The sequence below is a fragment of the Burkholderia sp. BCC1999 genome, from assembly GCF_905339975.1.
Classification (GTDB): Bacteria; Pseudomonadota; Gammaproteobacteria; order Burkholderiales; family Burkholderiaceae; genus Burkholderia.
Genome location: NZ_CAJPHP010000004.1, coordinates 257732 through 279385 on the forward strand (window position 1 = coordinate 257732; position 21654 = coordinate 279385).

Here is a 21654-nt window from a genome sequence, read left to right on the forward strand (position 1 = left end):
CTCGTGATTGGCGCGCCACGCGGAACCAGTAAAATACCGCGCGTTCAGGGGCGCGCCGCGCACGCCGCGCGCCCGCTTTCGGAGCAGTCCAAGCACACCGTTGTTTCGATTCGCTTTTTTACGGAACTCAACGTTTTGTCCACGACGTTATCCACACGAGGTGTGGACAACGTCCCGATGAATGACGAAATTCAGCGCCTATGTCTACGAAGAAACCCAGCGCGGCCTATAGCGAAGCATCGATCAAGGTGCTCAAGGGTCTCGAGCCGGTCAAGCAGCGCCCCGGCATGTACACCCGTACCGAGAATCCGCTGCACATCATCCAGGAAGTCATCGACAACGCGTCCGACGAGGCGCTCGGCGGCTACGGCAAGCAGATCACGGTCACGCTGCATGCCGACCAGTCGGTCTCGGTCGAAGACGACGGCCGCGGCATCCCGTTCGGCATGCACCCCGAAGAGGGCGTGCCGGTCGTCGAGATCGTGTTCACGCGCCTGCACGCAGGTGGCAAGTTCGACAAGGCTGCCGGCGGCGCCTATACGTTCTCGGGCGGCCTGCACGGCGTCGGCGTATCGGTGACGAACGCGCTCGCGACGCGCCTCGACGTCACGGTGTGGCGCGACGGCAAGATCGCCGAGCTCGGTTTTGCGGAAGGCGACGTGGTCAAGCCGCTCACGACGCAGGGCGCGGGCCGCGGCGAGAAGAAATCCGGCACGCGCGTGCAGGTGTGGCCGAACACGAAGTACTTCGATTCGCCGAACCTGCCGCTCGGCGAACTGCAGCGCCTGCTGCGCTCGAAGGCCGTGCTGCTGCCGGGCGTCGAGGTCGTGCTCGTCAACGAAAAGAGCGGCGAGCGCCAGACGTGGAAATATGAAGACGGCCTGCGCGGCTACCTGCTCGACGAAATGAACGGCAGCGAGCTGCTGATTCCGCTGTTCGAAGGCGAGCGTTTCGCCGATTCGCGTTCGGGCGACGATACGTTCGCCGAAGGCGAGGGCGCATCGTGGGTCGTCGCATGGAGCGAGGAAGGTTCGCTCGTGCGCGAGTCGTACGTGAACCTGATCCCGACGCCGGCCGGCGGCACGCACGAATCCGGCCTGCGCGACGGCCTGTACCAGGCCGTGAAGAGCTTCGTCGAACTGCACAACCTGCAGCCGAAGGGCGTGAAGCTGCTCGCGGAAGACGTGTTCGCACGCGTGTCGTTCGTGCTGTCCGCGAAGGTGCTCGATCCGCAGTTCCAGGGGCAGATCAAGGAGCGCCTGAACAGCCGCGACGCGGTGAAGCTCGTGTCGTCGTTCTCGCGTCCGGCGCTCGAATTGTGGCTGAACCAGCACGTCGAGCACGGCAAGAAGCTCGCCGAACTCGTGATCAAGCAGGCCCAGGCGCGTACGCGTGCGGGCCAGAAGGTCGAGAAGCGCAAGAGCTCGGGCGTCGCGGTGCTGCCGGGCAAGCTGACCGACTGCGAGACCGAGGATATCGCGCGCAACGAGTTGTTTCTCGTCGAGGGCGACTCGGCGGGCGGCTCCGCGAAGATGGGCCGCGACAAGGAATACCAGGCCATCCTGCCGCTGCGCGGCAAGGTGCTGAACACGTGGGAAACCGAGCGCGACCGCCTGTTCGCGAACAACGAGGTGCACGACATCTCGGTGGCGATCGGTGTCGATCCGCACAGCCCCGACGACACCGTCGACCTGTCGAACCTGCGCTACGGCAAGATCTGCATCCTGTCGGACGCGGACGTCGACGGCTCGCACATCCAGGTGCTGCTGCTCACGCTGTTCTTCAAGCATTTCCCGCAACTGATCGAGCGCGGCCACGTGTGCGTCGCACGGCCGCCGCTGTTCCGCGTCGATGCGCCGGCGCGCGGCAAGAAGGCTGCGCAGAAGCTCTATGCGCTCGATGACGGCGAACTCGAAGCGATCCTCGACAAGCTGCGCAAGGACGGCGTGCGCGAGACGCAATGGAGCATCAGCCGCTTCAAGGGTCTCGGCGAAATGAGCGCCGAGCAGCTGTGGGATACCACGATGAACCCCGATACGCGCCGCCTGATGCCGGTGAAGCTCGGCGAGCTCGATTACGAGGCGACCGTCGCGCGCATGACGATGCTGATGGGCAAGGGCGAGGCAGCCGCACGACGCGGCTGGCTCGAGGAAAAGGGCAACGACGTCGAAGCGGACATTTAAGCCGGAAATCCGCGCGGCCGGGCATGACGCCCGGCCCGGCCTCACGCCACTTACGAATACGGAATTCAGATGGACGACAACACCTCCGATCTCTTTGCCGACTCCGACGCGCCCGAGAGCGATGCGCTGACGCTCGGCAACTACGCGGAGCAGGCATATCTCAGCTACGCGGTCAGCGTCGTGAAGAGCCGCGCGCTGCCCGACGTGTGCGACGGCCAGAAGCCGGTGCAGCGCCGGATCCTGTTCGCGATGAACGAAATGGGCCTCGGCCCGGACGCGAAGCCGGTGAAGTCGGCGCGTGTGGTAGGCGACGTGCTCGGTAAATACCACCCGCACGGCGACCAGTCGGCGTACGACGCGCTCGTGCGTCTCGCGCAGGATTTCTCGCTGCGCTACCCGCTGATCGACGGGCAGGGCAACTTCGGCTCGCGCGACGGCGACGGCGCGGCGGCGATGCGTTACACGGAAGCGCGCCTCACGCCGATCGCGAAGCTGCTGCTCGACGAGATCGATCAGGGCACGGTCGACTTCATGCCGAACTACGACGGCTCGTTCGAGGAACCGAAGACGCTGCCGAGCCGCATGCCGTTCGTGCTGCTGAACGGCGCGTCGGGCATCGCGGTCGGCCTCGCCACCGAAATCCCGTCGCACAACCTGCGCGAAGTCGCGGGCGCGGCAGTCGCGCTGATCCGCAATCCGAAGCTGACGCACGCGGAGCTGATGAACCTGATCCCCGGCCCGGATTTCCCGGGCGGCGGCCAGATCATCTCGAGCGACACCGAAATCGCCGCGGCGTATGAAACCGGCCGCGGCAGCCTGAAGGTGCGTGCGAAATGGAAGATCGAAGATCTCGCGCGCGGCCAGTGGCAGCTCGTCGTCACCGAGCTGCCGCCGAGCACGTCGGGCCAGAAGGTGCTCGAGGAAATCGAGGAACTGACCAACCCGAAACTCAAGCTCGGCAAGAAGACGCTGACGCCCGAGCAGCTCAACACGAAGAAGGCGATGCTCGACCTGCTCGACGCGGTGCGCGACGAGTCGGGCAAGGAAGCAGCGGTGCGGCTCGTGTTCGAGCCGAAGTCGCGCACGATCGACCAGACGGAATTCGTGAATACGCTGCTCGCGTACACGAGCCTCGAATCGAACGCGACGCTGAACCTCGTGATGATCGGCGCCGACGGCCGGCCGGGCCAGAAGGGTCTGCTGACGATCCTCGACGAGTGGGTGAAGTTCCGCCAACTGACGATGACGCGCCGTTGCCGCCATCGCCTCGCGAAGGTCGACGACCGCATCCACATCCTCGAAGGGCGGATGATCGTCTTCCTGAACATCGACGAGGTGATCCGCATCATCCGCGAGTCGGACGAGCCGAAGGCCGCGCTGATGAGCGCGTTCGGCCTCAGCGACCGTCAGGCCGAAGACATTCTCGAAATCCGCCTGCGCCAGCTCGCGCGGCTCGAGAAGATCAAGATCGAGAAGGAACTCGAAGCGCTGCGCGACGAGAAGGCGAAGCTCGAGGAGCTGCTCGCGAACGAAAGCGCGATGAAGCGGCTGATGATCAAGGAGATCGAGGCCGACGCGAAGCAGTACGGCGACGATCGCCGCACGCTGATCCAGCAGGAAAAGCGCGCGACGTTCGAGGCGAAGGTGGTCGACGAGCCGGTGACGGTCGTCGTGTCGCAGAAGGGCTGGGTGCGGGCGCTGAAGGGCCACGGGCTCGACCCGGCCAGCTTCTCGTTCAAGGCCGGCGACCACCTGTACGCGGCGTTCCAGTGCCGCACGCCGGATCGCCTGATCGCGTGGGGCAGCAGCGGCCGCGTGTACTCGGTCGACGTGTCGGTACTGCCGGGCGGGCGCGGTGACGGTGTGCCGGTCACGTCGCTGATCGAGCTCGAATCGGGCTCGCACCTGATGCACTACTACGCGGCGCCGGCCGACCAGCAACTGCTGCTCGCGTCGAGCAACGGCTTCGGCTTCCTCGCGAAGGTCGGCGATATGGTGAGCCGCGTGAAGGCCGGCAAGGCGTTCATGACGATCGATACGGGCGCGGTGCCGCTCGCGCCGATGCCCGTGCTGCCGAATGCGACGCAGGTCGCGTGCCTGTCGAGCGGCGGTCGGCTCCTCGTGTTCGGGATGGACGAGATGAAGACGCTGTCCGGCGGTGGCCGCGGCGTGATCCTGATGGCGCTCGACGACAAGGAAACGCTGGTCCAGGCGCTCGCGATCGATCCGGCCGGCGTCGTGCTGATCGGCACCGGCCGCGGCGGCAAGGCGCAGGACGACACGCTGTCGTACGCAGGGCTCGCGCCGCACATCGGCAAGCGCGCCCGCAAGGGCCGCGCGCCGGAGACGAAGCTCAAGGTCGTCAACGAGCTGCGTCCGCTGCTCGGCTGACGTCGGGCCGGTTCGGCCGCGATCGCAGGCCGCACGTCCGCTTCGGCGGGTGTGCGGCCTTTTCTTTTGGCGTGGGGATTCGGGTAAGCAAGCGTGGCGCTGTCACGTGGAACTTGCAAAATATTGTGAAATCGCGCCGGGGGTCTGAACCGAGAGGCGACTGGCCGGTCGAACGTCGCTTGATGCCGCGCGCGACGCGGCCGTTCGCTGTACCCCACTCATCACAGGATTCGCCATGTCCCACGCTGTTGCCGTCGCGCTGTTTCTTCACCTGCTGGCCGTTGCCGTGTGGGTGGGCGGGATGGTCTTCGCGCACTTCTGCCTGCGTCCGGCGCTGTCCGACCTGTCGCCGCAGCTCCGGCTGCCGCTGATCGAAGGCGTGTTCGGTCGCTTCTTCAACTGGGTGGCGGGCTCCGTGATCGTGATCCTGCTGTCCGGCGGCTTCCTGCTGGTGGAATTCGGTGGCGCGCACGCGACGTGGTCGCTGCACGCGATGGCCGGGCTCGGCGTCGTGATGATGCTGATCTTCGGCCATATCCGCTTCGCGCTGTTCCCGCGCATCCGCCGCGCGGTGCAGGCGCAGAACTGGCCGGACGGCGCGCGCGCGGTGAACGCGGTGCGCCTGCTCGTCGTCGTGAATCTCGTGCTCGGCGTCGTCACGATCGGCGCGGCCGTGCTGTCGCGCGGTTTCTGATCGTTCGGGCTCGGCCGCCGTCCCGGCGGCCTGCGCCGCTACGCGGCCAGCATCGCATCGAGCAGCCAGGCGCCGGCCGGGCCGAGCGGCCGGTTGCGCGACCAGACCGCATCCACGCGCACACGGCGCGGCCAGCCGCGTGAGCGCAGCTCGCACAGGCGATCCCGTGCGAAGTGCTCGACCATCCAGCGCGGCAGTTCCGCCCAGCCGAACCCCAGCACGGCCATCTCCAGCAGCATCAGGTAGCTCGGCGCCAGCCAGTGCTGCGTGCCGACGACGATCCGGTCGTCGGCGCCGCGGCCTTCCGTTTTCACATAGGTGTTGAGGCGCAGTTCGCGCACGTCGCGCAGCGCCCCGTGCGGGACCTCGGCGTCGCCGAATTCGGCGAGCGCGTGCGTGTGCCCGACGAACAGCCCGATCTCCGATTCTTCCGCCACCGTCGCCGCGCCGATATCGGCCGGGTAGGCCGCCCGCGCGGCCATCAGCCCGAGTTGCGCGCGGCCCTGCTGGATCAGGTCGAGCACGTCCTCGTGTTCGGCGATCTGGCATTCGAGCTCGAGCGCCGGAAAGCGCCGTTCGAGCGCCATCAGCGTTTCCTCATAGCGTTTCGACTGGTACGTGTCGGACACGACGAGTGTCAGGCGCGCTTCCTCGCCGTGCGCGAGCCGTGCGGCCGTGCGGTCGATCGCCGCACTGGCTTCGAGCGCGCGCTGCACCTGCGGCAGTAGCGCGCGGCCGGCGTCGGTCAGTGTCGGTGCGCGTGTCGAGCGGTCGAACAGCTGCACGCCGAGATCGATTTCGAGGTTCGCGATGGCTTCCGAGATGGTCGACTGGCGCTTGCCGAGCTTGCGCGCAGCCGCCGTGAACGAGCCGAGCAGCGCGGCTTCGGCGAACGCGAGCAGGGCTTCGGGGGCGTGATGCATGCGGCGCTCCAGACTTCGTTATATCGGTAAAACCGATGATAACAAACTGGATTCAACCGGTATCGCCGATCAAAATGGCTCGCATGAATGACGTAACGGATTGGAGAACATCATGAAACAGATGAACAAAACGGTAACGGAACGGCTGCTGCACGCGCTGACGTTCGAACTGGTCGCGATCGCGCTGTGTGCGCCGATCGGCGCGTGGCTGCTGGATATGCCGGTGTCGCACGTCGGCGTGCTGACCCTGATGGTGTCGCTGATCGCGATGGCGTGGAACATGGCGTTCAACACGCTGTTCGACCGCTTCGAGCGGCGCGCGGGATTGAAGCGCACGCTCGGCATGCGGATCGCGCACGCAGTCATGTTCGAGCTCGGCCTCGTCGCGATGGTGGTGCCGGTGGCCGCGTGGTGGCTGAACGTGAGCCTCGTCGAGGCACTGCTGCTCGACCTCGGCATCGTGCTGTTCTTCCTGCCTTATACGTTCTGCTTCAACCTCGCGTACGACGCGCTGCGGGCCCGCTGGATGGCGCGCCGGGTCGCGGTGCAGGCCGGTTGAGGTTCGTCGATGCCGGTGGAAGCCGGCAGAGCAGGGCGATGGCCGCCGCCTGTCAGCGCGCGGCGGCCCACAACCACACGCTGCACGCCGCGGCGACCGCGCCGTAGACGGCATAGACGGGCACCTTGAAGCGCGTGAAGCACAGCGTCGCGAAGGCGCCCGTCAGCCAGTAAACGGGGTCGGCCGGCTCGCGGTGCAGGATCTTCACGACGGCGACGACGAGAAAGCCCGTCGTCGCCGCGCGCAGCAGGCGCATCCCGTGTTCGAAGCGCGCGTGGCGTTTGAGCCGGAACAAGTGGTTCTGCGCAAACACGACGAGGCACCCCGATGGAATGAACAGCGCGGCCGTCGCGAGCAGCGCGCCGACCCAGCCGTCCGTCAGGTAGCCGAGAAACGGCACGACGTTCAGCAGCGGCCCCGGCGCTACCGGCGACAGCGCGAACGCCAGCGTGAAGTCGTGATCGGAGATGCCCGCTGCGGGCGACACGAACAGCGTCTTGAGCACCGGCAGGGCGGAGAAACCGCCGCCGAACAGCGTCATGCCGGCACCCGCGAGGCGCGGCCACAGCAGCTGCGCCTGGTAATCGCCCGGCAGCGGCACCGCGAACAGCACGACGAGCACGCCCAGCAGCACGAGCAGGTTGCGGTCGCGCTTTGACAGCGTGAAATCGACCGCGTCGCGTTGGGTCGGCCCCGTCAGCCAGCCCGCTGCAAACGCAGCGAAGAGAATTCCGACGAAAGCGGCGGGACTATGTGCGAAAGCGAGCAGAATCGTCGACAGCGCGGCGATCAACTGTTCGAGCCGTGTGCGCGCGAGCGAGCGCAACTGCTTGACCCACGTAACGCCGATCAGTGCGGCGAGCACCATCCCGAAGTGGTTGATCAGCATCGGCGCCGCCAGCGAGCGCACGAGCGGCGTCTGATAAAAGATCGCGAACAGCGTCATCAGGATCGAGAACGGCAGCACGCTCGCGATACCGGCGACCCATGCGCCGGCGCGGCCGTGCAGCGTCTGGCCGACCTGCACCGCCACATTGCAGCCGACGGGGCCCGGCACGAGCCAGGCGAGCGCGACGAGATCGCCGAATACGTGCGGTTCGATGCGCTGCAGCCGTTCAACGTAGTGGCGTTCGAGTTGCGCCATCATCGAAAGCCCGCCCCACGAGATCGCAGAAATGCCGGCGACGACCTTGAATAAGGCCCATAGGGATGCCTGTGCCTCTTCGACACGAGCGGTCGCTTCGACTTCGACGGTTGTCATGGCTGTGGTATTGGCGCAGGGCCAGATCTCGCGCGTGTGACCGTACCGGCGGCCCGCCGATACGTTGGCCCTCCCGATTGTCCGCCGCGCACCGTGACACTGCCATGCGCGAAAACGCTAGTTAATGAACTAAACAATCGAATCGGAAAACGCAACAATTGCGGCAGCGCGCAACGCACATCAAGGTTGCAGACACAGCCGCGGTGCTGCTCAGGCGCCCGTGCTGCCCGTCGCGCGATGCGCGATGACATTCGGATGGTGGCCGCGCACGCCGAAGCGCGCGATCAGCGCGGGAATCGCATCGGCCGGCACCGGGCGCGAGAACAGGAAGCCCTGCGCCTCGATCTCGCCGAGCGCGGACAGCCACGTGATCTGCTCTTCGGTTTCCGTGCCTTCTACGACGACGGTCAGGCCGAGCGAGCGGGCGAGATGCACGATCGACGACACCATCACGCACACGCTGCGATCGTTCGGGATGGCCTGCACGAACGAGCGGTCGACCTTCAGCGTGTCGACCGAGAAGCGGTGCAGGTACGACAGCGACGAATAGCCGGTGCCGAAATCGTCGAGCGCGATGCGGATGCCGAGCTTCTTCAACGCGACGATCTTCTCGGACACGAGTTCCGGATATTCCATCATCGCGGTTTCGGTGATCTCGAGTTCGAGCCGGTTCGCGTCGATGCCGGTTTCCAGCAGCGTGCGCGAGATCGTCTCGATCAGGTCGCCGCGCCAGAACTGCACGGGCGAGATGTTGACCGCGAGCGTCAGCGTGTCGTGGCCCTCGTCGCGCCAACGCGCGATCTGCTCGCATGCGGTGCGGATCACGAAGTCGCCGATCGGCACGATCAGGCCCGTCGATTCGGCGATCGAAATGAATTCGTTCGCGGAGATGATCCCGTGCTCGGGATGATCCCAGCGCGCGAGTGCTTCGAAGCCGGTGATGTAGCGATGCGTGAGGTCGATCTTCGGCTGGTATGCGAGGAACAGTTGCCCCTCGGCGAGCGCAACGCGCAATTGCTGCTCCCAGCGCATCAGGTGATCGGCTCGGTGCGACAGGTGCGGCGCATAGAACTGGTAGCAGTTCTTGCCGGCGTCCTTCGCGCTGTACATCGCGAGGTCGGCTTTCTTCAGCAGGTCGATCTCGCTTTCGTTCGCGACGGTGTGCAGCGCGATGCCGATGCTCGCATGCAGCACGAACGAACTGCCGCGCACGTCGAACGGCTCGCCGAACATCCGGATGATTGCTTCCGCGAGCCGCACCGCGCGTCGCTCGACGTCGTCGCCCTTCATCACGACGACGAACTCGTCGCCGCCGATGCGCGCGAGCGATCCTTCGTCGCCGACTGCATCGGCCAGGCGCGACGCGGTCATTTGCAGCACGATGTCGCCGGCGTTGTGGCCGAGCGTGTCGTTGACGGTCTTGAAGTTGTCGAGATCGATGAACAGCAGGCCGAGCCGCGACAGGCTCGTCGGCATCGACACGTCGTTGCGCAGCCCGCGCAGCGTCGCATAGCGGTTCGCAAGGCCGGTGAGCAGGTCGTATTCGGCGAGCTGCGTCATCTCGCGCTCGCGGCCGAGCAGCTTGCCGATCAGGCCCGTCGCGACGCCGAAGAACGCGAGCATCGCGAGCGTGATGAAGCTCGTCATCAGCAGGTAGACGTTGCGCGTGTGGTAGTAGTCCGCGAACTCTTCCGTCTGCGACAGCCCGACCATCACCGCGAGCGGGTAGCCGTCGAGGTGGCGGTACGACACGATGCGCGTCACACCGTCGATCGGGTCGATGATCGTGCCCGTCACGCGCTCGGCGATCGGGTAGACGCCCGATGCCGAAAACGCGCCCGGCGCGTTGTTCAGCGAACCCGTGCGCCGCGCGAGCACGGTGCCCGTGTCGGACACCACCGCGATCACGCCTTCCTTGCCGATCGCCGCGTTGTTGTAGAAGTCGTTCGTGAAGTAGCTCGGGTCTTCCGACACGACGACGATGCCCGCGAAACTGCCGTCCGGATTGTTCAGGCGCCGCGTCATCTGCAGCGTCCAGTGGCTCGACACGCGGCCGAGTACGGGTTTGCTGATGAAGAGGCGATCGTCGTTGTGCGCGAGGTGGACCTTGAAGTGCTCGCGGTCGGACAGGTTGATCGGCTGCGGATGCAACTCGGCCGTGTTCGCGAACAGGATGCCCTTCGCGTTGACCAGCGACACCTGGATCAGCGTGTCGCTCGGCACGACGCCTTTCTCGACGGCGCTCGCGAGATTGAAGCGCCCGGGCGACTTCTCGAACTCGAACTTGACGAAGCGGGTGATCTGGTCGACCTGGTGGATCGCCTTGACCGTATGCTGCTCGAGCGCCGAAGAGAGGATCGCAGCGGAGGCGGCCGCTTCCTTGTAGGCGCTGTCCTTTTCCACCGACAGCCGCGCGATGATCACGGCCCACAGCAGCGCGAGCGCCAGCATCCCGAGCAACGGGATCGCAAATAGCGCACGCCGGCGCGATTTGCGCGGCGCGCGTAGCGGCCGGTTCGGCGGCGTGTGGTTGGACCGGGCGGAGCTCATCGAAGCGGGTGGCGTCCTGCTCGCGTGCGCCATCCGTCTGGATGGCTGGCTTGGGTTGGGGTTATCCCGACGTCTGTTCGTTCGCGGGATTCGCAACCATGGACAGACGTCCGAAACAACGGATTAGGCCCGATATTACTGGCTGGAACGTTTTTGCGATAGTTGGGCGAATCGTAGGGGGCGCCGGACGAGCCGGCGCCATCGCACATCGCTGATTGTCAGGCAGGTGACCGGAAGGTGCCGTCGACGACCGTGACGGCGTCGCCGCCGATCCAGGTCGTGCCGTCTTCGTCGTAGCTGACGAAGATGCGGCCGTCGCGGCCGATTGCCGTGCCCTGGCGCGCCGTATACGACGGGCCGGGGCGGCGTTGCTGCCGCGTCAGCAGCCCGGCCAGCGCGGCGTTCGCGCTGCCGGTGACGGGATCCTCGCCGGGTGTGCCGAACTTGCCGCCCGTCATCAGGCAGCGGATCTCGAACGTCGCGGGGCCGCCTTCGGCGTGCGGCGCGTAGGCGGCGAGGCCGTCCACGCCGTAGCGGCGGGTAAGCGCCTCGAGTGCGACCGGATCGGGCGACAGGTCGATGCACGCGTCGGCCGACTTCAGCCGTGCGACCAGCCACGGCGCGCCGTTGTCGACCGCGCACGGCTCGGCATCGAGGTCGAGCGCGTCGCTGCGCAGCGCGGCGGCCAGCACCGCGTAGTCCGAACGGTCGAGCGGCGTGACGCGTGCCGGCGGCGCGGCGAATGCCCAGCCGCCGGCCTGCTCGCGCAGCGCGACCCGGCCGACTCCGCATTGCTGGACCAGCCGGCCCGGCGTGCGCGGCTGCGCGCCGCTTTCCAGGAACGCATGCGCGGTGCCGAGCGTCGGGTGGCCGGCGAACGGCAGTTCGCCGCCCGTCGTGAAGATCCGGACGCGGTAGTCGGCTTCCGGATCGGTCGGCGAGCAGAGGAACGTGGTTTCCGACAGGTTCGTCCAGCGGGCGATCTCGAGCATGGCGTCGTCGCCGAGCGAATCGGCGTCGAACACCACGGCAAGCGGATTGCCCTTGAACGGCACCGACGAGAACACGTCGACCTGCTTGAAGCGGACGAGACGGCCGGCCATCGCGCTGCGCCCGTTACGCAACTTCGGCGATCAGCTCGATCTCGACGCATGCGCCGAGCGGGATCTGCGCGACGCCGAAGGCCGAGCGTGCGTGCTTGCCTGCGTCGCCGAACACTTCGGCGATCAGTTCCGACGCGCCGTTCGTCACGACGTGCTGTTCGGTGAAGTCGAGCGTCGAGTTGACGAGGCTCATCAGCTTCACGATGCGCGTGACCTTGTTGAGGTCGCCGGTGTGCGCGTGCAGCGTTGCGAGCAGGTCGATCGCGATCGAGCGGGCGGCGGCCTTGCCGTCTTCCGTCTGCAGATCCGCGCCGAGCTTGCCGGCCCAGACCTTGCCGTCCTTCTTCGCGATGTGGCCCGACAGGTACACCGTGTTGCCGCTTTGCGCGCTCATCACGTAGGCGGCAGCCGGGGCGCCGGCGGTCGGGAGCTCGATGCCGAGCGACTTCAGTTTGTCGTAGACGTTAGCCATGCGTTCGATTCCTCGTAGAGAGTCGTGACAGGAAAAAGGGGATCAGAGACGTTCGCGCAGCAGCTTGCCGAGTCGCGCGACGCCTTCCTCGATCTTCTCGGGCGGCACCGTCACGAACGACAGGCGCAGCGTGTTCTGCTGCGCGTTATCCGCGAAGAACGGCGCGCCCGGCACGAAGGCGACGTGATCGTCGACGGCCGCGGCGAGCAGCTTCATGCTGTCGATCTGCGCGGGCAGGTTCACCCAGATGAACATCCCGCCTTCCGGGCGGTTCCACGTGACGCCTTCCGGCATGTGGCGCTCGAGCGCGCCGAGCATCGCGTCGCACTGCGCGCTGTACAGCGCGCGGATCGTCGGGATGTGCTCGTCGAGGAAGCCGTCCTTGATCACTTCGTGCGCGATGCGCTGCGTGAGCGTCGGCGTGTGCAGGTCGGTGGCCTGCTTGGCCTGAACCAGCTTGAAGTGGAGTTCTTCGGGCGCAATGATGTAGCCGATCCGCAGGCCCGGTGCGAGCACCTTCGAGAACGTGCCGAGGTGCACGACGTGGTCGGGCGCCATCGACAGCATCGTCGGCAGCGGTTCGCCACGGTAGTTCAGTGCGCCGTACGGATCGTCTTCCAGCACCGGGAACGGGCTCGACTGCGCGAATGCGGCGAGCGCGCGGCGGCGCTCGACGGGCATGCGGCGGCCGGTCGGGTTCTGGAAGTTCGGCTGCGCGTACAGCAGGCGCGCGCCTTGGGTGAGTTCGGGCGTCAGGCCCTCCGGCAGCAGGCCCTGCTCGTCGGTCGGCACCTGCACGTAGCGCGGCTCGTACAGCGAGAACGACTGCAGCGCGCCGAGGTAGGTCGGCGTTTCGACGAGAATCGGGCTGCCCGGATCGACGAGCGCCTTGCCGAGCAGGTCGAGCGCTTGCTGCGAGCCGGTCGTGATCAGCACCTGCGACGTGCGCACGCTGTAGCGCTCGGCGATCCATTCGCGCAGCGGCAGGTAGCCTTCGGTCGCGCTGTACTGGAGCGCGGCGGCCGGCGCGTCGCGCAGCACGCGGTCGGCGGCGGCGCGCATGCGCTCGGCCGGGAACGTCGAGGGGGCGGGCAGGCCGCCGGCGAACGAGATGACCTCGGGGCGTTCCGTGACCTTCAGGATTTCGCGGATCGCAGAGCTCGTCAGCTTGCGGGCGCGTTCGGAAAGCTGCCAGTGCGGCGGATGCAGGTCGCTCGGATTCATAGTCTCCTCGTTCGGATATCGTGGTCAGTCAAGAAAGGTCGTTCGGGCAGCATCGCTTCGACGCTGCCGGGTGGGCAGGCGTGAATGCGATCGAGCCTTCGCGGCCGGGTGGGCAAAACCGATCAGGCAAAACAAACATTATGGCGCACCTCATCAACCGGCGCGAGCGGGACGCGGGGCCGTGGCGACCGCCGAGCGGCGCCCGAGCACCACGGTCGCGATCACGGCGGCCGCGAACAGCCACGTCGACGACGTGACCGTTTCGCCGAACAGCAGCGCGGAAAACGCGATCGTGAAGAAAATCTGCAGCAATTGCACCTGGCCGACGCGCGCGATGCCGCCCATCGCGAGCCCTGCGTACCACGCGAAAAAACCGATGAATTGCGAAAAGAGGGTCACGTAGCCGAACGCGAGCCAGGTGCGCAGCGCGAGCGGGCCCGGATGCGCCGCATGCTGCATCCACGCGAGCCAGCCGACCGGCAGCACGAGGAACGGCGCCGACACGACGAGCGCCCAGCAGATCACTTGCCAGCCGCCGATCTGGCGTGCGAGGCGCGCGCCTTCCGCATAGCCGAGCGCGCCGATGCCGACCGCGACGAGCATCAGCGCGTCGCCGGCTTGCAGGGTGCCGCCGCCGTCGCGCAGCGCGAACGCGATCACGAGCGCGCTGCCCGCGACCGCGCTGGCCCAGAACGCCTTCGACGGCCGCTCGTGCGACAGCCACGCCGCGTACAGTGCGACGAACAGCGGCTGCAGCCCGTTGACGACCGCGCCGTGCGACGCCGGTACCGATTTCATCGCCCATGCGGAGAACACCGGGTACGCGATGATCACGCCGGCCGACGTGATCGCGAGGCTTTTCAGCTGCGCGCGGGTCGGCAGCGCCTCGCGGCGCCACCACAGCAGCAGGCCGGCCGGCACGGCGGCGGCGAGCGCGCGGCCGAGCCCGTTGAGCAGCGGGTTGAGTTCGGACACGACGATGCGCGTCATCGGCAGCGTCAGGCTGAAGATCATCACGCCGATCAGGCCGAGCAGCATGCCCCGGGTTTCGCGCGAATTCATGTTGCAGGTGTCTCCGTATTGCAGTTCGTTGTCATCAGGAAAGCGGCAGGGCGTTCAGCGCAGCGTGCGTGCGCCCTGTGGCGTGTCGAATTCGGCGACGAGCGCGGGCGGGCCTTCATCCGCGTCGAGATCGAGCAGGTGGGCGGCGCCGAGCCAGTCGAGTTGTTCGCGGATGACGTCGGCATGCGGGTGGGTGCCCTTGAGCGCCTTCAGCGCGACACCGTCGCCCGGCAGCGATTCGGCCGGGTGGCGCGGGCTGTCCCACTGGATCAGCGACGGCGCGAGCCCGTCGCCCGAGCCCTGCCACGCGGGGAAGCTGCCGTCGTCGGGCACCGTGAGGCCCCAGCGCAGGTCGCCGCGACTCATCGCGACCACTGGCGCGATACGGGCCGGGTACTGGCTCTGCCACAAGGCAAGCTGGCGCGGGCGGTCGACCCGCGCGACCCAGTGCGCGAGAAACGGGCCCTGCGCGAGCCGTGTGTGCATCGCCGGATCGTCGAGGCCGAACAGCCGCGCGCGCGGCGGCTTTGCGCCGTCGCCTGGCGCCGGTGCGTCGGGGTCGATCGCGATCACTTCGAGGTAGAGCCCGCCCCACGCGCCGAACAGCGCATTGTGGGTCCGCATCAGCGGGTGACGGCCGCCGCCTGCCGGTTCGATGCCGAGTGCGTCGGCGACGTGGCGAACGCCTTCGTCGAGCGTGCGCGCGGCGATCACGAGATGGTCGAGTGTCAGGGAGCGGGCTGGCATGAACGTCGGTCGGGAAGCGAAAGTGTCATGGTAGGCGGGCGAGGCGCCGGGCGGTGGCCGGCCCGGCCGGCGCACCGGCCGCGATGCAGGCCGGCGGGCGCCGCGCCACGTGCGGCGGCGCCGGAACGGCGGCCGCACGATCGCCATTCCGGTCAACTGTAATCGTCGCTACCGGCACAGTAACGGTACAATCGGCGCGATACCCTTCGGTACAGTTGGAGCTGCCGCCCATGTCCACCGTCCCACTCGCCCAGATTCCCGTGCCGCACGACACGGCCACGCTCACGCTCGTCGACCAGCTGGTCCAGTGGGCGCGGCGGCGCATCGACGAGCGCGTGTTTCGTCCCGGCATGCGGATGCCGTCGATCCGCAAGCTCGCGCTCGACAAGAGCGTGTCGCGCTTCACGGTCGTCGAGGCGTACGAGCGCCTCGTCGCGCAGGGCTACCTCGACTCGCGGCGCGGCTCGGGCTTCTACGTGCGCGAACGCACGGCCGCCGGCCCGCAGCCGGCCGACAGCGTCGCGCGCGTGGCCGAGGCCGCGCCCGTGCACAACACGATCGACGTCGTCTGGTTGCTGCGCAACATGCTGCATACCGTCAGCCCGGAAAAGGGCCCCGGCCTCGGCTACCTGCCGGGCCGCTGGCTCGACGGCGAGCTGATCACCGGCGCGCTGCGCGCGCTCGGGCGCCAGTCGGGCGCGCAGATGCTCGGCTTCGGCACCGCGCAGGGCTTCCTGCCGCTGCGCCAGCAACTGCAGACGCGCCTCGCCGAAGTCGAGATCGGCGCGAAGCCCGAACAGATCGTGCTCGTATCGGGGATCACGCAGGCGATCGACCTGATTTCGCGGATCTACATGCGCCCGGGCGATGCGGTGATCGTTGGCGATCCCGCCTGGTTCCAGATGTTCGGCCGCTTCGCGGCGCAAGGCGCGCAGCTCGTCGGGATGCCGTACACGCCGGACGGCCCCGACCTCGACGCGCTCGAGACGCTGGTGCAGATGTGGCGGCCGAAGATGCTCGTGATCAACTCGGTGCTGCAGAACCCGACCGGCACGTCGCTGTCGGCCGCGCAGGCGTTCCGGATCCTGAAGCTCGCGGAAGCGTACGACTTCCTCGTCGTCGAGGACGACGTGTACGGCGACCTGTGCCCGCCGAGCTACCCGGCGACGCGCCTTGCGAGCCTCGACCAGTTGAAGCGCGTGATCTACCTCGGCAGCTATTCGAAGACGCTCGCGGCGAACCTGCGGGTCGGCTACGTGGCATGCGCGCCGGAGATCGCGAAGGCCGTCACCGACCAGAAGATGCTGGTCGGGATGACGACGCCCGAGCTCAACGAGCGCGTGCTGTACAAGATCCTGACCGAAGGGCATTACCGCCGCCACGTCGAGCGGCTGCGCGCGCGGCTCGACGGCGTGCGCGACAAGACCGCGCGGATGCTCGAGCGCACGGGGCTCGGGCTGTTCACGATGCCGGCGGCCGGGATGTTCCTGTGGGCCGACACGGGCGTCGATTCGGACGCGCTCGCGGCGGTCGCGCACGAGGCCGGCTTCCTGCTGACGCCGGGCAGCCTGTTCTCGCCGCAGCAATCGCCGTCGACGTGGATGCGCTTCAATGTCGCGAACTGCGGCGATCCGGCGCTGCCGGGGCTGCTGGCAGGCTATATCGACTCGGCCGTGCGGCGCGCGTCCTGAGGCGGCGCGGCATGTCGCGTCTTGAAATTACGCGCGCCGTCCCCAGATACGCGCGCAAACCGCTGGCGCCGGGCGGCCGTTCTTCACGGACTCGCCGGCATCGCGCACCGGGCGCCAGCGTCACACCATTCCAGTTCAAGTAAGAGGAAACAGAATCCATGGCACACGAAACGATGAGCTTTCAGGCAGAGGTCAAGCAACTCCTCCACCTGATGATCCATTCGCTCTACAGCAACAAGGAAATCTTCCTGCGCGAACTGGTGTCGAACGCGTCCGACGCGGCCGACAAGCTGCGTTTCGAAGGGCTCGCGGACAACGCGCTGTACGAGAACGATCCGAACCTGCGCATCCGCATCGGCTACGACAAGGCCGCGCGCACGATCACGATCGACGACAACGGCATCGGCATGAGCCGCGACGAAGCGATCGCGAACCTCGGCACGATCGCGCGTTCGGGCACCAAGGAATTCTTCACGAAGCTGTCGGGCGACCAGCAGAAGGATGCAGCGCTGATCGGCCAGTTCGGCGTCGGCTTCTACTCGGGCTTCATCGTTGCCGACAAGATCACCGTCGAGACGCGCCGCGCAGGCCTGCCGGCGAACGAAGCCGTGCGTTGGGAAAGCGCGGGCGAGGGCGATTTCACGATCGACGCGATCGAGCGCGCACAGCGCGGCACGACGATCACGCTGCACCTGCGCGAAGGCGAGGACGAGTTGCTGTCGTCGCACCGCCTGCAGTCGATCATCCAGAAGTACTCCGACCACATCGCGCTGCCGATCCTGATGCAGAAGGAAGAATGGGATCAGGAAAAGGGCGAGATGGTCCTGAAGGACGAGGACGAGACCGTCAACCAGGCGAGCGCGCTGTGGACGCGTTCGAAGAGCGACGTCACCGACGAGCAGTACACGCAGTTCTACCAGCACATCGCGCACGACCACCAGGATCCGCTCACGTGGACGCATAACCGCGTCGAGGGCCGCAGCGAATACACGCAGCTGCTGTTCGTGCCGTCGCACGCGCCGTTCGATATGTGGAACCGCGACTATCGCGGCGGCCTGAAGCTGTACGTGAAGCGCGTGTTCATCATGGACGACGCCGAGCAGCTGCTGCCGCAATACCTGCGCTTCGTGAAGGGCGTCGTCGATTCGGCGGACCTGCCGCTGAACGTGTCGCGCGAGATCCTGCAGGAAAGCCGCGACGTGAAGGCGATCCGCGAAGGCGTGACGAAGCGCGCGCTGTCGATGCTCGAAGAGCTCGCGAACGCGGAAGACGATGCCGGCAAGGAAAAGTACAAGACGTTCTGGGGCGCATTCGGCCAGGTGCTGAAGGAAGGCCTCGGCGAGGATCACGCGAACCGCGAGCGCATCGCGAAGCTGCTGCGCTTCGCGTCGACGCACGGCAACACCGATGCGCAGGACGTGTCGCTCGCCGACTACGTGTCGCGCATGAAGCCCGAGCAGAGCAAGATCTACTACGTGACGGCCGACGCATGGCAGGCCGCGAAGAACAGCCCGCATCTCGAGGTGTTCCGCAAGAAGGGCGTCGAGGTGCTGCTGCTGACCGATCGCGTCGACGAATGGATGCTGTCGTTCCTGCAGGAATTCGACGGCAAGCCGCTCGCGAGCGTCGCGCGTGGCGACCTCGATCTCGGCGAGTTGAACGACGAAGAGAAGAAGGCGCAGGAGCAGGCGGGCGAGGCGATCAAGCCGGTCGTCGAGAAGATGAAGGAAGCGCTCGGCGACAAGGTGAAGGAAGTGCGCGTCACGTTCCGCCTGACCGATTCGCCGTCGTGCCTCGTCGCGGACGACAACGACATGAGCGGCTACCTGCAGCGGATGCTGAAAGCAGCCGGCCAGAACGCGCCGGCGATGCAGCCGATCCTCGAGATCAATCCCGAGCACGCGCTCGTGAAGCAGCTGAACGCCGATAGCGCCGATTTCGGCGACTGGGCCCATCTGCTGTTCGATCAGGCGCTGCTGGCCGAAGGCGGCATGCTCGACGATCCGGCGAGCTTCGTGAAGCGGACCAACGCGCTGCTGCTGTCGCGCGCCGCGTGAACGCGCGCATGCGATTCGACGGCGGTCAGGCCGGCTGGCGTGAAACGCCGCGGCCTGGCTGTTCGCTCGACCAGCGCGACTGGCTGACGCGCGGCGGATCGCTGACCGCGCATCTCGCGCGGCTTGGCCGTGTGAACGTACGCGTGACGCGCGAGGCTGTCGACTGTCCGTGGTTCGACGAGCCGGACGCGCTCGCCTGTTCGCCGCGCGCGCCGATGTGGGTGCGCGAGGTGATTTTGTCGGTCGACGGCACGCCTTTTGTTGCCGCGCACAGCATCGCACCGCTCGCCGCCAGCAAGGGCGTGTGGCAGGCGATGCGGCGGCTGCGCACGCGGCCGCTCGCGGAGCTGCTGTACAGCGATCCGCAGGTCGAGCGTTCGGCGCTCGTCAGCCGGCGCGTGATCGCCGGCCATCCGCTGTATGCACTGGCGACCCATGCGCTTGGCGCGGGCGTCCGGCCGCCGCACGCGTTCGCCGCGCGGCGTTCGGTGTTCCAGCGTCACGGCAAGCCGCTGATGGTCACCGAGTGCATGCTGCCGGCGCTGTGGCGTCATCTCGATGCGCACGGCGACGGGCCCCGATCCGTCGGGCCGCGTGGAGACGCGTGATGCTGCAGGGGTTTCCGCCGGTCGTCGGGCCGGATACGCACACGATGATCCTCGGCAGCTTTCCGGGCGAGGCGTCGCTCGATGCCGCGCAGTATTACGCGCATCCGCGCAATCAGTTCTGGCGATTGCTGGGGGCGGTGCTCGGCGAGCCGGCGCTTCATGACCTGCCGTACGATGCGCGGCTCGTGTGCGTGCTGTCACACGGTATCGGTATCTGGGACGTCCTCGATGCGTGCCATCGTCAGGGTAGCCTCGATTCCGCGATCCGGAATGCGAAGCCGAACGACTTCGATTCGTTGCGGGAACATGCGCCGTTGCTGAAGCGCGTGTGCTTCAACGGCAAGACGGCAGGGCGGTTCGCCGGCGTGATCGGCGAGGCCGGGTACGAGACGCTCGTGCTGCCTTCGTCGAGCCCGGCGAACGCGATGTTGTCGTTCGAACAGAAACTGGTGCTCTGGCGCGCACTTCGCGCCTGAGGCGCGTTGGATAAGCGGTATCAGGTGGGCAGGTGCCTGGCGCCCGTGGCCGCGGCAATGCGACTTTGTGCGGCGACGAGCTGGTCATCGGTGGTCGCTACGAGCCACAGACGTGCGTGCTCCTCGATCCGGCGGTTGTGGTCCTTCAACGGGCCCATCGCGGCTGCGGCCTTCCAGACCACCGGGCCGATTCGGCTACTTCTGCCCGACGGCGCGCCTACCAGCAGGCAGTAAGGCCCCAGCGGAAGCGATACGAACGGAAGTGCCGGACTGGCGATTACGCGCCAGTCGATGAAGGGTGTCTCGCTGATCAGCAGCGGCGTGGGCAAGCCGTAGAGCACGCTGAAATCGTACAGCGCCAGCTGCTCTCGCATGCCGACGTAAATTCGCCGGATGTCGTCGACAACCGCCGCGCGGATCTCGTCCTCGAACATGGGTTCCTGCGAGTAGCGGTCGAATGCCTTTCGAGCCTCCCATTGATACGCGCTGAACAGGCCGATCTCCACGCAGTCCTGCACGGCGCGCTGAATGTCCGCTACGGAACCGGCTTCCTCTGGCTTGCCCAGCTGCGCAGCCCGCAAAAAGCGGGCAAGTTCCGCCTCGTGGATCGCGGGACCATCCGCAGATGCATCGTCGTCAGCGTTCTTGCCCAGGGGCACGTAGATGTATTTCTCGGCAGCGAAATGCGATTTCTTGCCTTCATCGAACTTGATTTCGCCATCGACGCAGTCCAGATAGCGAGTCCCGATTCGGCCGTGCTCCCAAACCCAGTTTTTCAGGAACGGACGCAGCGGATGCAGTTTGTCGTGATCGGCCATTGAAACCTCCAGGTTTCCCAGTATGCGCCATTCCAGCAACGCACCGCACACCCCGCACCGTCCGGCGCCCCTCGCTACAAGGCGAGCGTGCCCAGCTCGTCATAAGTGCGATGCAGCCAGACCTTGACGCGCTGCCGCTCCAGCAAGCCGAGCCCGGTGGCGGCGCGGTCGGGATGATTGACCGCCGCCCAGAAGCTCGCGCTTTGTCGATCGATCTTCTGCATCGTCGTATCGGGCAAGCGGCGCAGCGTAATCACGCTGGCGCCAAGGGCTTCGGCCCGCTCGCGTTCGCCGGATGCCTCCAGAATCTCGAAGCGATCGCCGCGGACTTCATTCAGCACCAGCACCAGCTTGATTCGTCCGCCGAATCTCGACCGATCGTCGCTTCGCTGCCTATTCGTCCTTGCCCCAGCGCCACTTCGGCTTTTCGCCTTTCAGCCAGCACACCGCCGTGAGCGCGGCCACCAGCGCCACGATGCTTGCCGCGAACGCCAGCGGTGATTGGGCGGGTGACAAGTGCGTCGCAACCGCCACGACCCCGATCACAAAGAGCAGCAGGACGACCCACCCTTGCCATGCGACCGGCAATCCCCAGCCCCAGCCGTAGCGTTTCGCCGGAAACCAGATCTTTCTGTCGGTTGAGGTCACGTGATCCCCCGTCGTCACTGGTAGTCGCTTTCTCTCTGTCGACGTACCGCAAGGAACGTCACCGTCCGTCGGTGGAAGAGACATATTCGCCGGTGCGATCGCAAGTGCCGTGCCGTCGCGGATCACGGTGCCCACATCGATCTGCCCATTGTTCTGATAGAAGGCCCGATCGGTGCGCCGATCCTTC

18 protein-coding genes and 1 pseudogene are annotated in these 21654 nt (G+C 66.8%); 8 read left to right on the plus strand and 11 right to left on the minus strand.

What is annotated here, in order from left to right:
• Positions 1-200: 200 nt before the first annotated feature.
• The 3 genes from U5809_RS07685 (at position 201) to U5809_RS07695 (ending at position 5268) form a co-directional block, all read left to right on the plus strand.
• A complete protein-coding gene (locus U5809_RS07685; protein WP_282505706.1) occupies positions 201-2183 on the plus strand; it encodes a DNA topoisomerase IV subunit B in 1983 nt (660 codons plus the stop codon).
• 69 nt (positions 2184-2252) lie between these two features.
• Complete coding sequence (gene parC, locus U5809_RS07690) at positions 2253-4574, plus strand: DNA topoisomerase IV subunit A (RefSeq protein ID WP_322086065.1); 2322 nt, start codon at positions 2253-2255, stop codon at positions 4572-4574.
• Positions 4575-4809: 235 nt separating this feature from the next.
• The gene (locus tag U5809_RS07695) at positions 4810-5268 is read left to right on the plus strand and encodes a CopD family protein (RefSeq protein ID WP_034190714.1); all 459 of its coding nucleotides are present in this window, start codon (positions 4810-4812) and stop codon (positions 5266-5268) included.
• A 38-nt stretch (positions 5269-5306) separates the two neighbouring features.
• Here the strand turns inward: U5809_RS07695 and U5809_RS07700 are convergent, their stop codons facing one another.
• On the minus strand, positions 5307-6191 hold the full coding sequence (locus U5809_RS07700; RefSeq protein WP_322086066.1) for a LysR family transcriptional regulator: 885 nt from the start codon (positions 6189-6191) through the stop codon (positions 5307-5309).
• A gap of 112 nt (positions 6192-6303) precedes the next feature.
• On the opposite strand from U5809_RS07700, the gene U5809_RS07705 reads away from it, so the two are divergent.
• Positions 6304-6750, plus strand: coding sequence for a multidrug/biocide efflux PACE transporter (locus U5809_RS07705; protein WP_282505703.1), 447 nt, complete (start codon positions 6304-6306; stop codon positions 6748-6750).
• A 52-nt stretch (positions 6751-6802) separates the two neighbouring features.
• On the opposite strand, the gene U5809_RS07710 is transcribed toward U5809_RS07705, so the two are convergent.
• The 7 genes from U5809_RS07710 to U5809_RS07740 form a co-directional block, all read right to left on the minus strand.
• A complete protein-coding gene (locus U5809_RS07710; RefSeq protein WP_322086067.1) occupies positions 6803-8011 on the minus strand; it encodes a chromate transporter in 1209 nt (402 codons plus the stop codon).
• 210 nt (positions 8012-8221) lie between these two features.
• Positions 8222-10561, minus strand: a complete 2340-nt coding sequence (locus U5809_RS07715; protein WP_176050454.1) for an EAL domain-containing protein — start codon at positions 10559-10561, stop codon at positions 8222-8224.
• A 218-nt stretch (positions 10562-10779) separates the two neighbouring features.
• Positions 10780-11664: a PhzF family phenazine biosynthesis protein gene (locus tag U5809_RS07720; RefSeq protein WP_322086068.1), complete on the minus strand. Its 885-nt coding sequence runs from the start codon at positions 11662-11664 to the stop codon at positions 10780-10782.
• Between the two features lie 13 nt (positions 11665-11677).
• Complete coding sequence (locus U5809_RS07725; protein ID WP_006478174.1) at positions 11678-12136, minus strand: RidA family protein; 459 nt, start codon at positions 12134-12136, stop codon at positions 11678-11680.
• 42 nt (positions 12137-12178) lie between these two features.
• Positions 12179-13360, minus strand: a complete 1182-nt coding sequence (locus U5809_RS07730) for a PLP-dependent aminotransferase family protein (RefSeq protein ID WP_282505700.1) — start codon at positions 13358-13360, stop codon at positions 12179-12181.
• 153 nt (positions 13361-13513) lie between these two features.
• The gene (locus U5809_RS07735; RefSeq protein ID WP_282505699.1) at positions 13514-14422 is read right to left on the minus strand and encodes a DMT family transporter; all 909 of its coding nucleotides are present in this window, start codon (positions 14420-14422) and stop codon (positions 13514-13516) included.
• A gap of 54 nt (positions 14423-14476) precedes the next feature.
• A complete protein-coding gene (locus U5809_RS07740) occupies positions 14477-15169 on the minus strand; it encodes a VOC family protein (protein WP_322086069.1) in 693 nt (230 codons plus the stop codon).
• Positions 15170-15399: 230 nt separating this feature from the next.
• On the opposite strand from U5809_RS07740, the gene U5809_RS07745 reads away from it, so the two are divergent.
• The 4 genes from U5809_RS07745 to U5809_RS07760 all read left to right on the plus strand — a co-directional run bounded on the left by U5809_RS07745 (position 15400) and on the right by U5809_RS07760 (position 20001).
• Positions 15400-16860, plus strand: a complete 1461-nt coding sequence (locus U5809_RS07745; protein ID WP_124452912.1) for a PLP-dependent aminotransferase family protein — start codon at positions 15400-15402, stop codon at positions 16858-16860.
• A 158-nt stretch (positions 16861-17018) separates the two neighbouring features.
• Positions 17019-18917 (plus strand): molecular chaperone HtpG, encoded by a 1899-nt coding sequence (gene htpG, locus U5809_RS07750; RefSeq protein WP_282505697.1) that lies wholly within the window; start codon positions 17019-17021, stop codon positions 18915-18917.
• 8 nt (positions 18918-18925) lie between these two features.
• Positions 18926-19525, plus strand: coding sequence for a chorismate--pyruvate lyase family protein (locus U5809_RS07755; protein WP_322086070.1), 600 nt, complete (start codon positions 18926-18928; stop codon positions 19523-19525).
• Positions 19525-20001, plus strand: a complete 477-nt coding sequence (locus tag U5809_RS07760) for a DNA-deoxyinosine glycosylase (protein WP_322086071.1) — start codon at positions 19525-19527, stop codon at positions 19999-20001. The genes U5809_RS07755 and U5809_RS07760 overlap by 1 nt, the downstream gene beginning before the upstream one ends.
• A gap of 20 nt (positions 20002-20021) precedes the next feature.
• Here U5809_RS07760 and U5809_RS07765 read toward each other — a convergent pair whose 3' ends face one another.
• The 3 genes and pseudogenes from U5809_RS07765 to U5809_RS07775 all read right to left on the minus strand — a co-directional run bounded on the left by U5809_RS07765 (position 20022) and on the right by U5809_RS07775 (position 21467).
• Complete coding sequence (locus U5809_RS07765) at positions 20022-20819, minus strand: hypothetical protein (RefSeq protein WP_322086072.1); 798 nt, start codon at positions 20817-20819, stop codon at positions 20022-20024.
• Between the two features lie 74 nt (positions 20820-20893).
• A pseudogene (locus U5809_RS07770) lies at positions 20894-21187 on the minus strand (mobilization protein); the annotation flags it as partial.
• Positions 21188-21212: 25 nt separating this feature from the next.
• Complete coding sequence (locus U5809_RS07775; RefSeq protein WP_282505691.1) at positions 21213-21467, minus strand: hypothetical protein; 255 nt, start codon at positions 21465-21467, stop codon at positions 21213-21215.
• Positions 21468-21654: the final 187 nt, after the last annotated feature.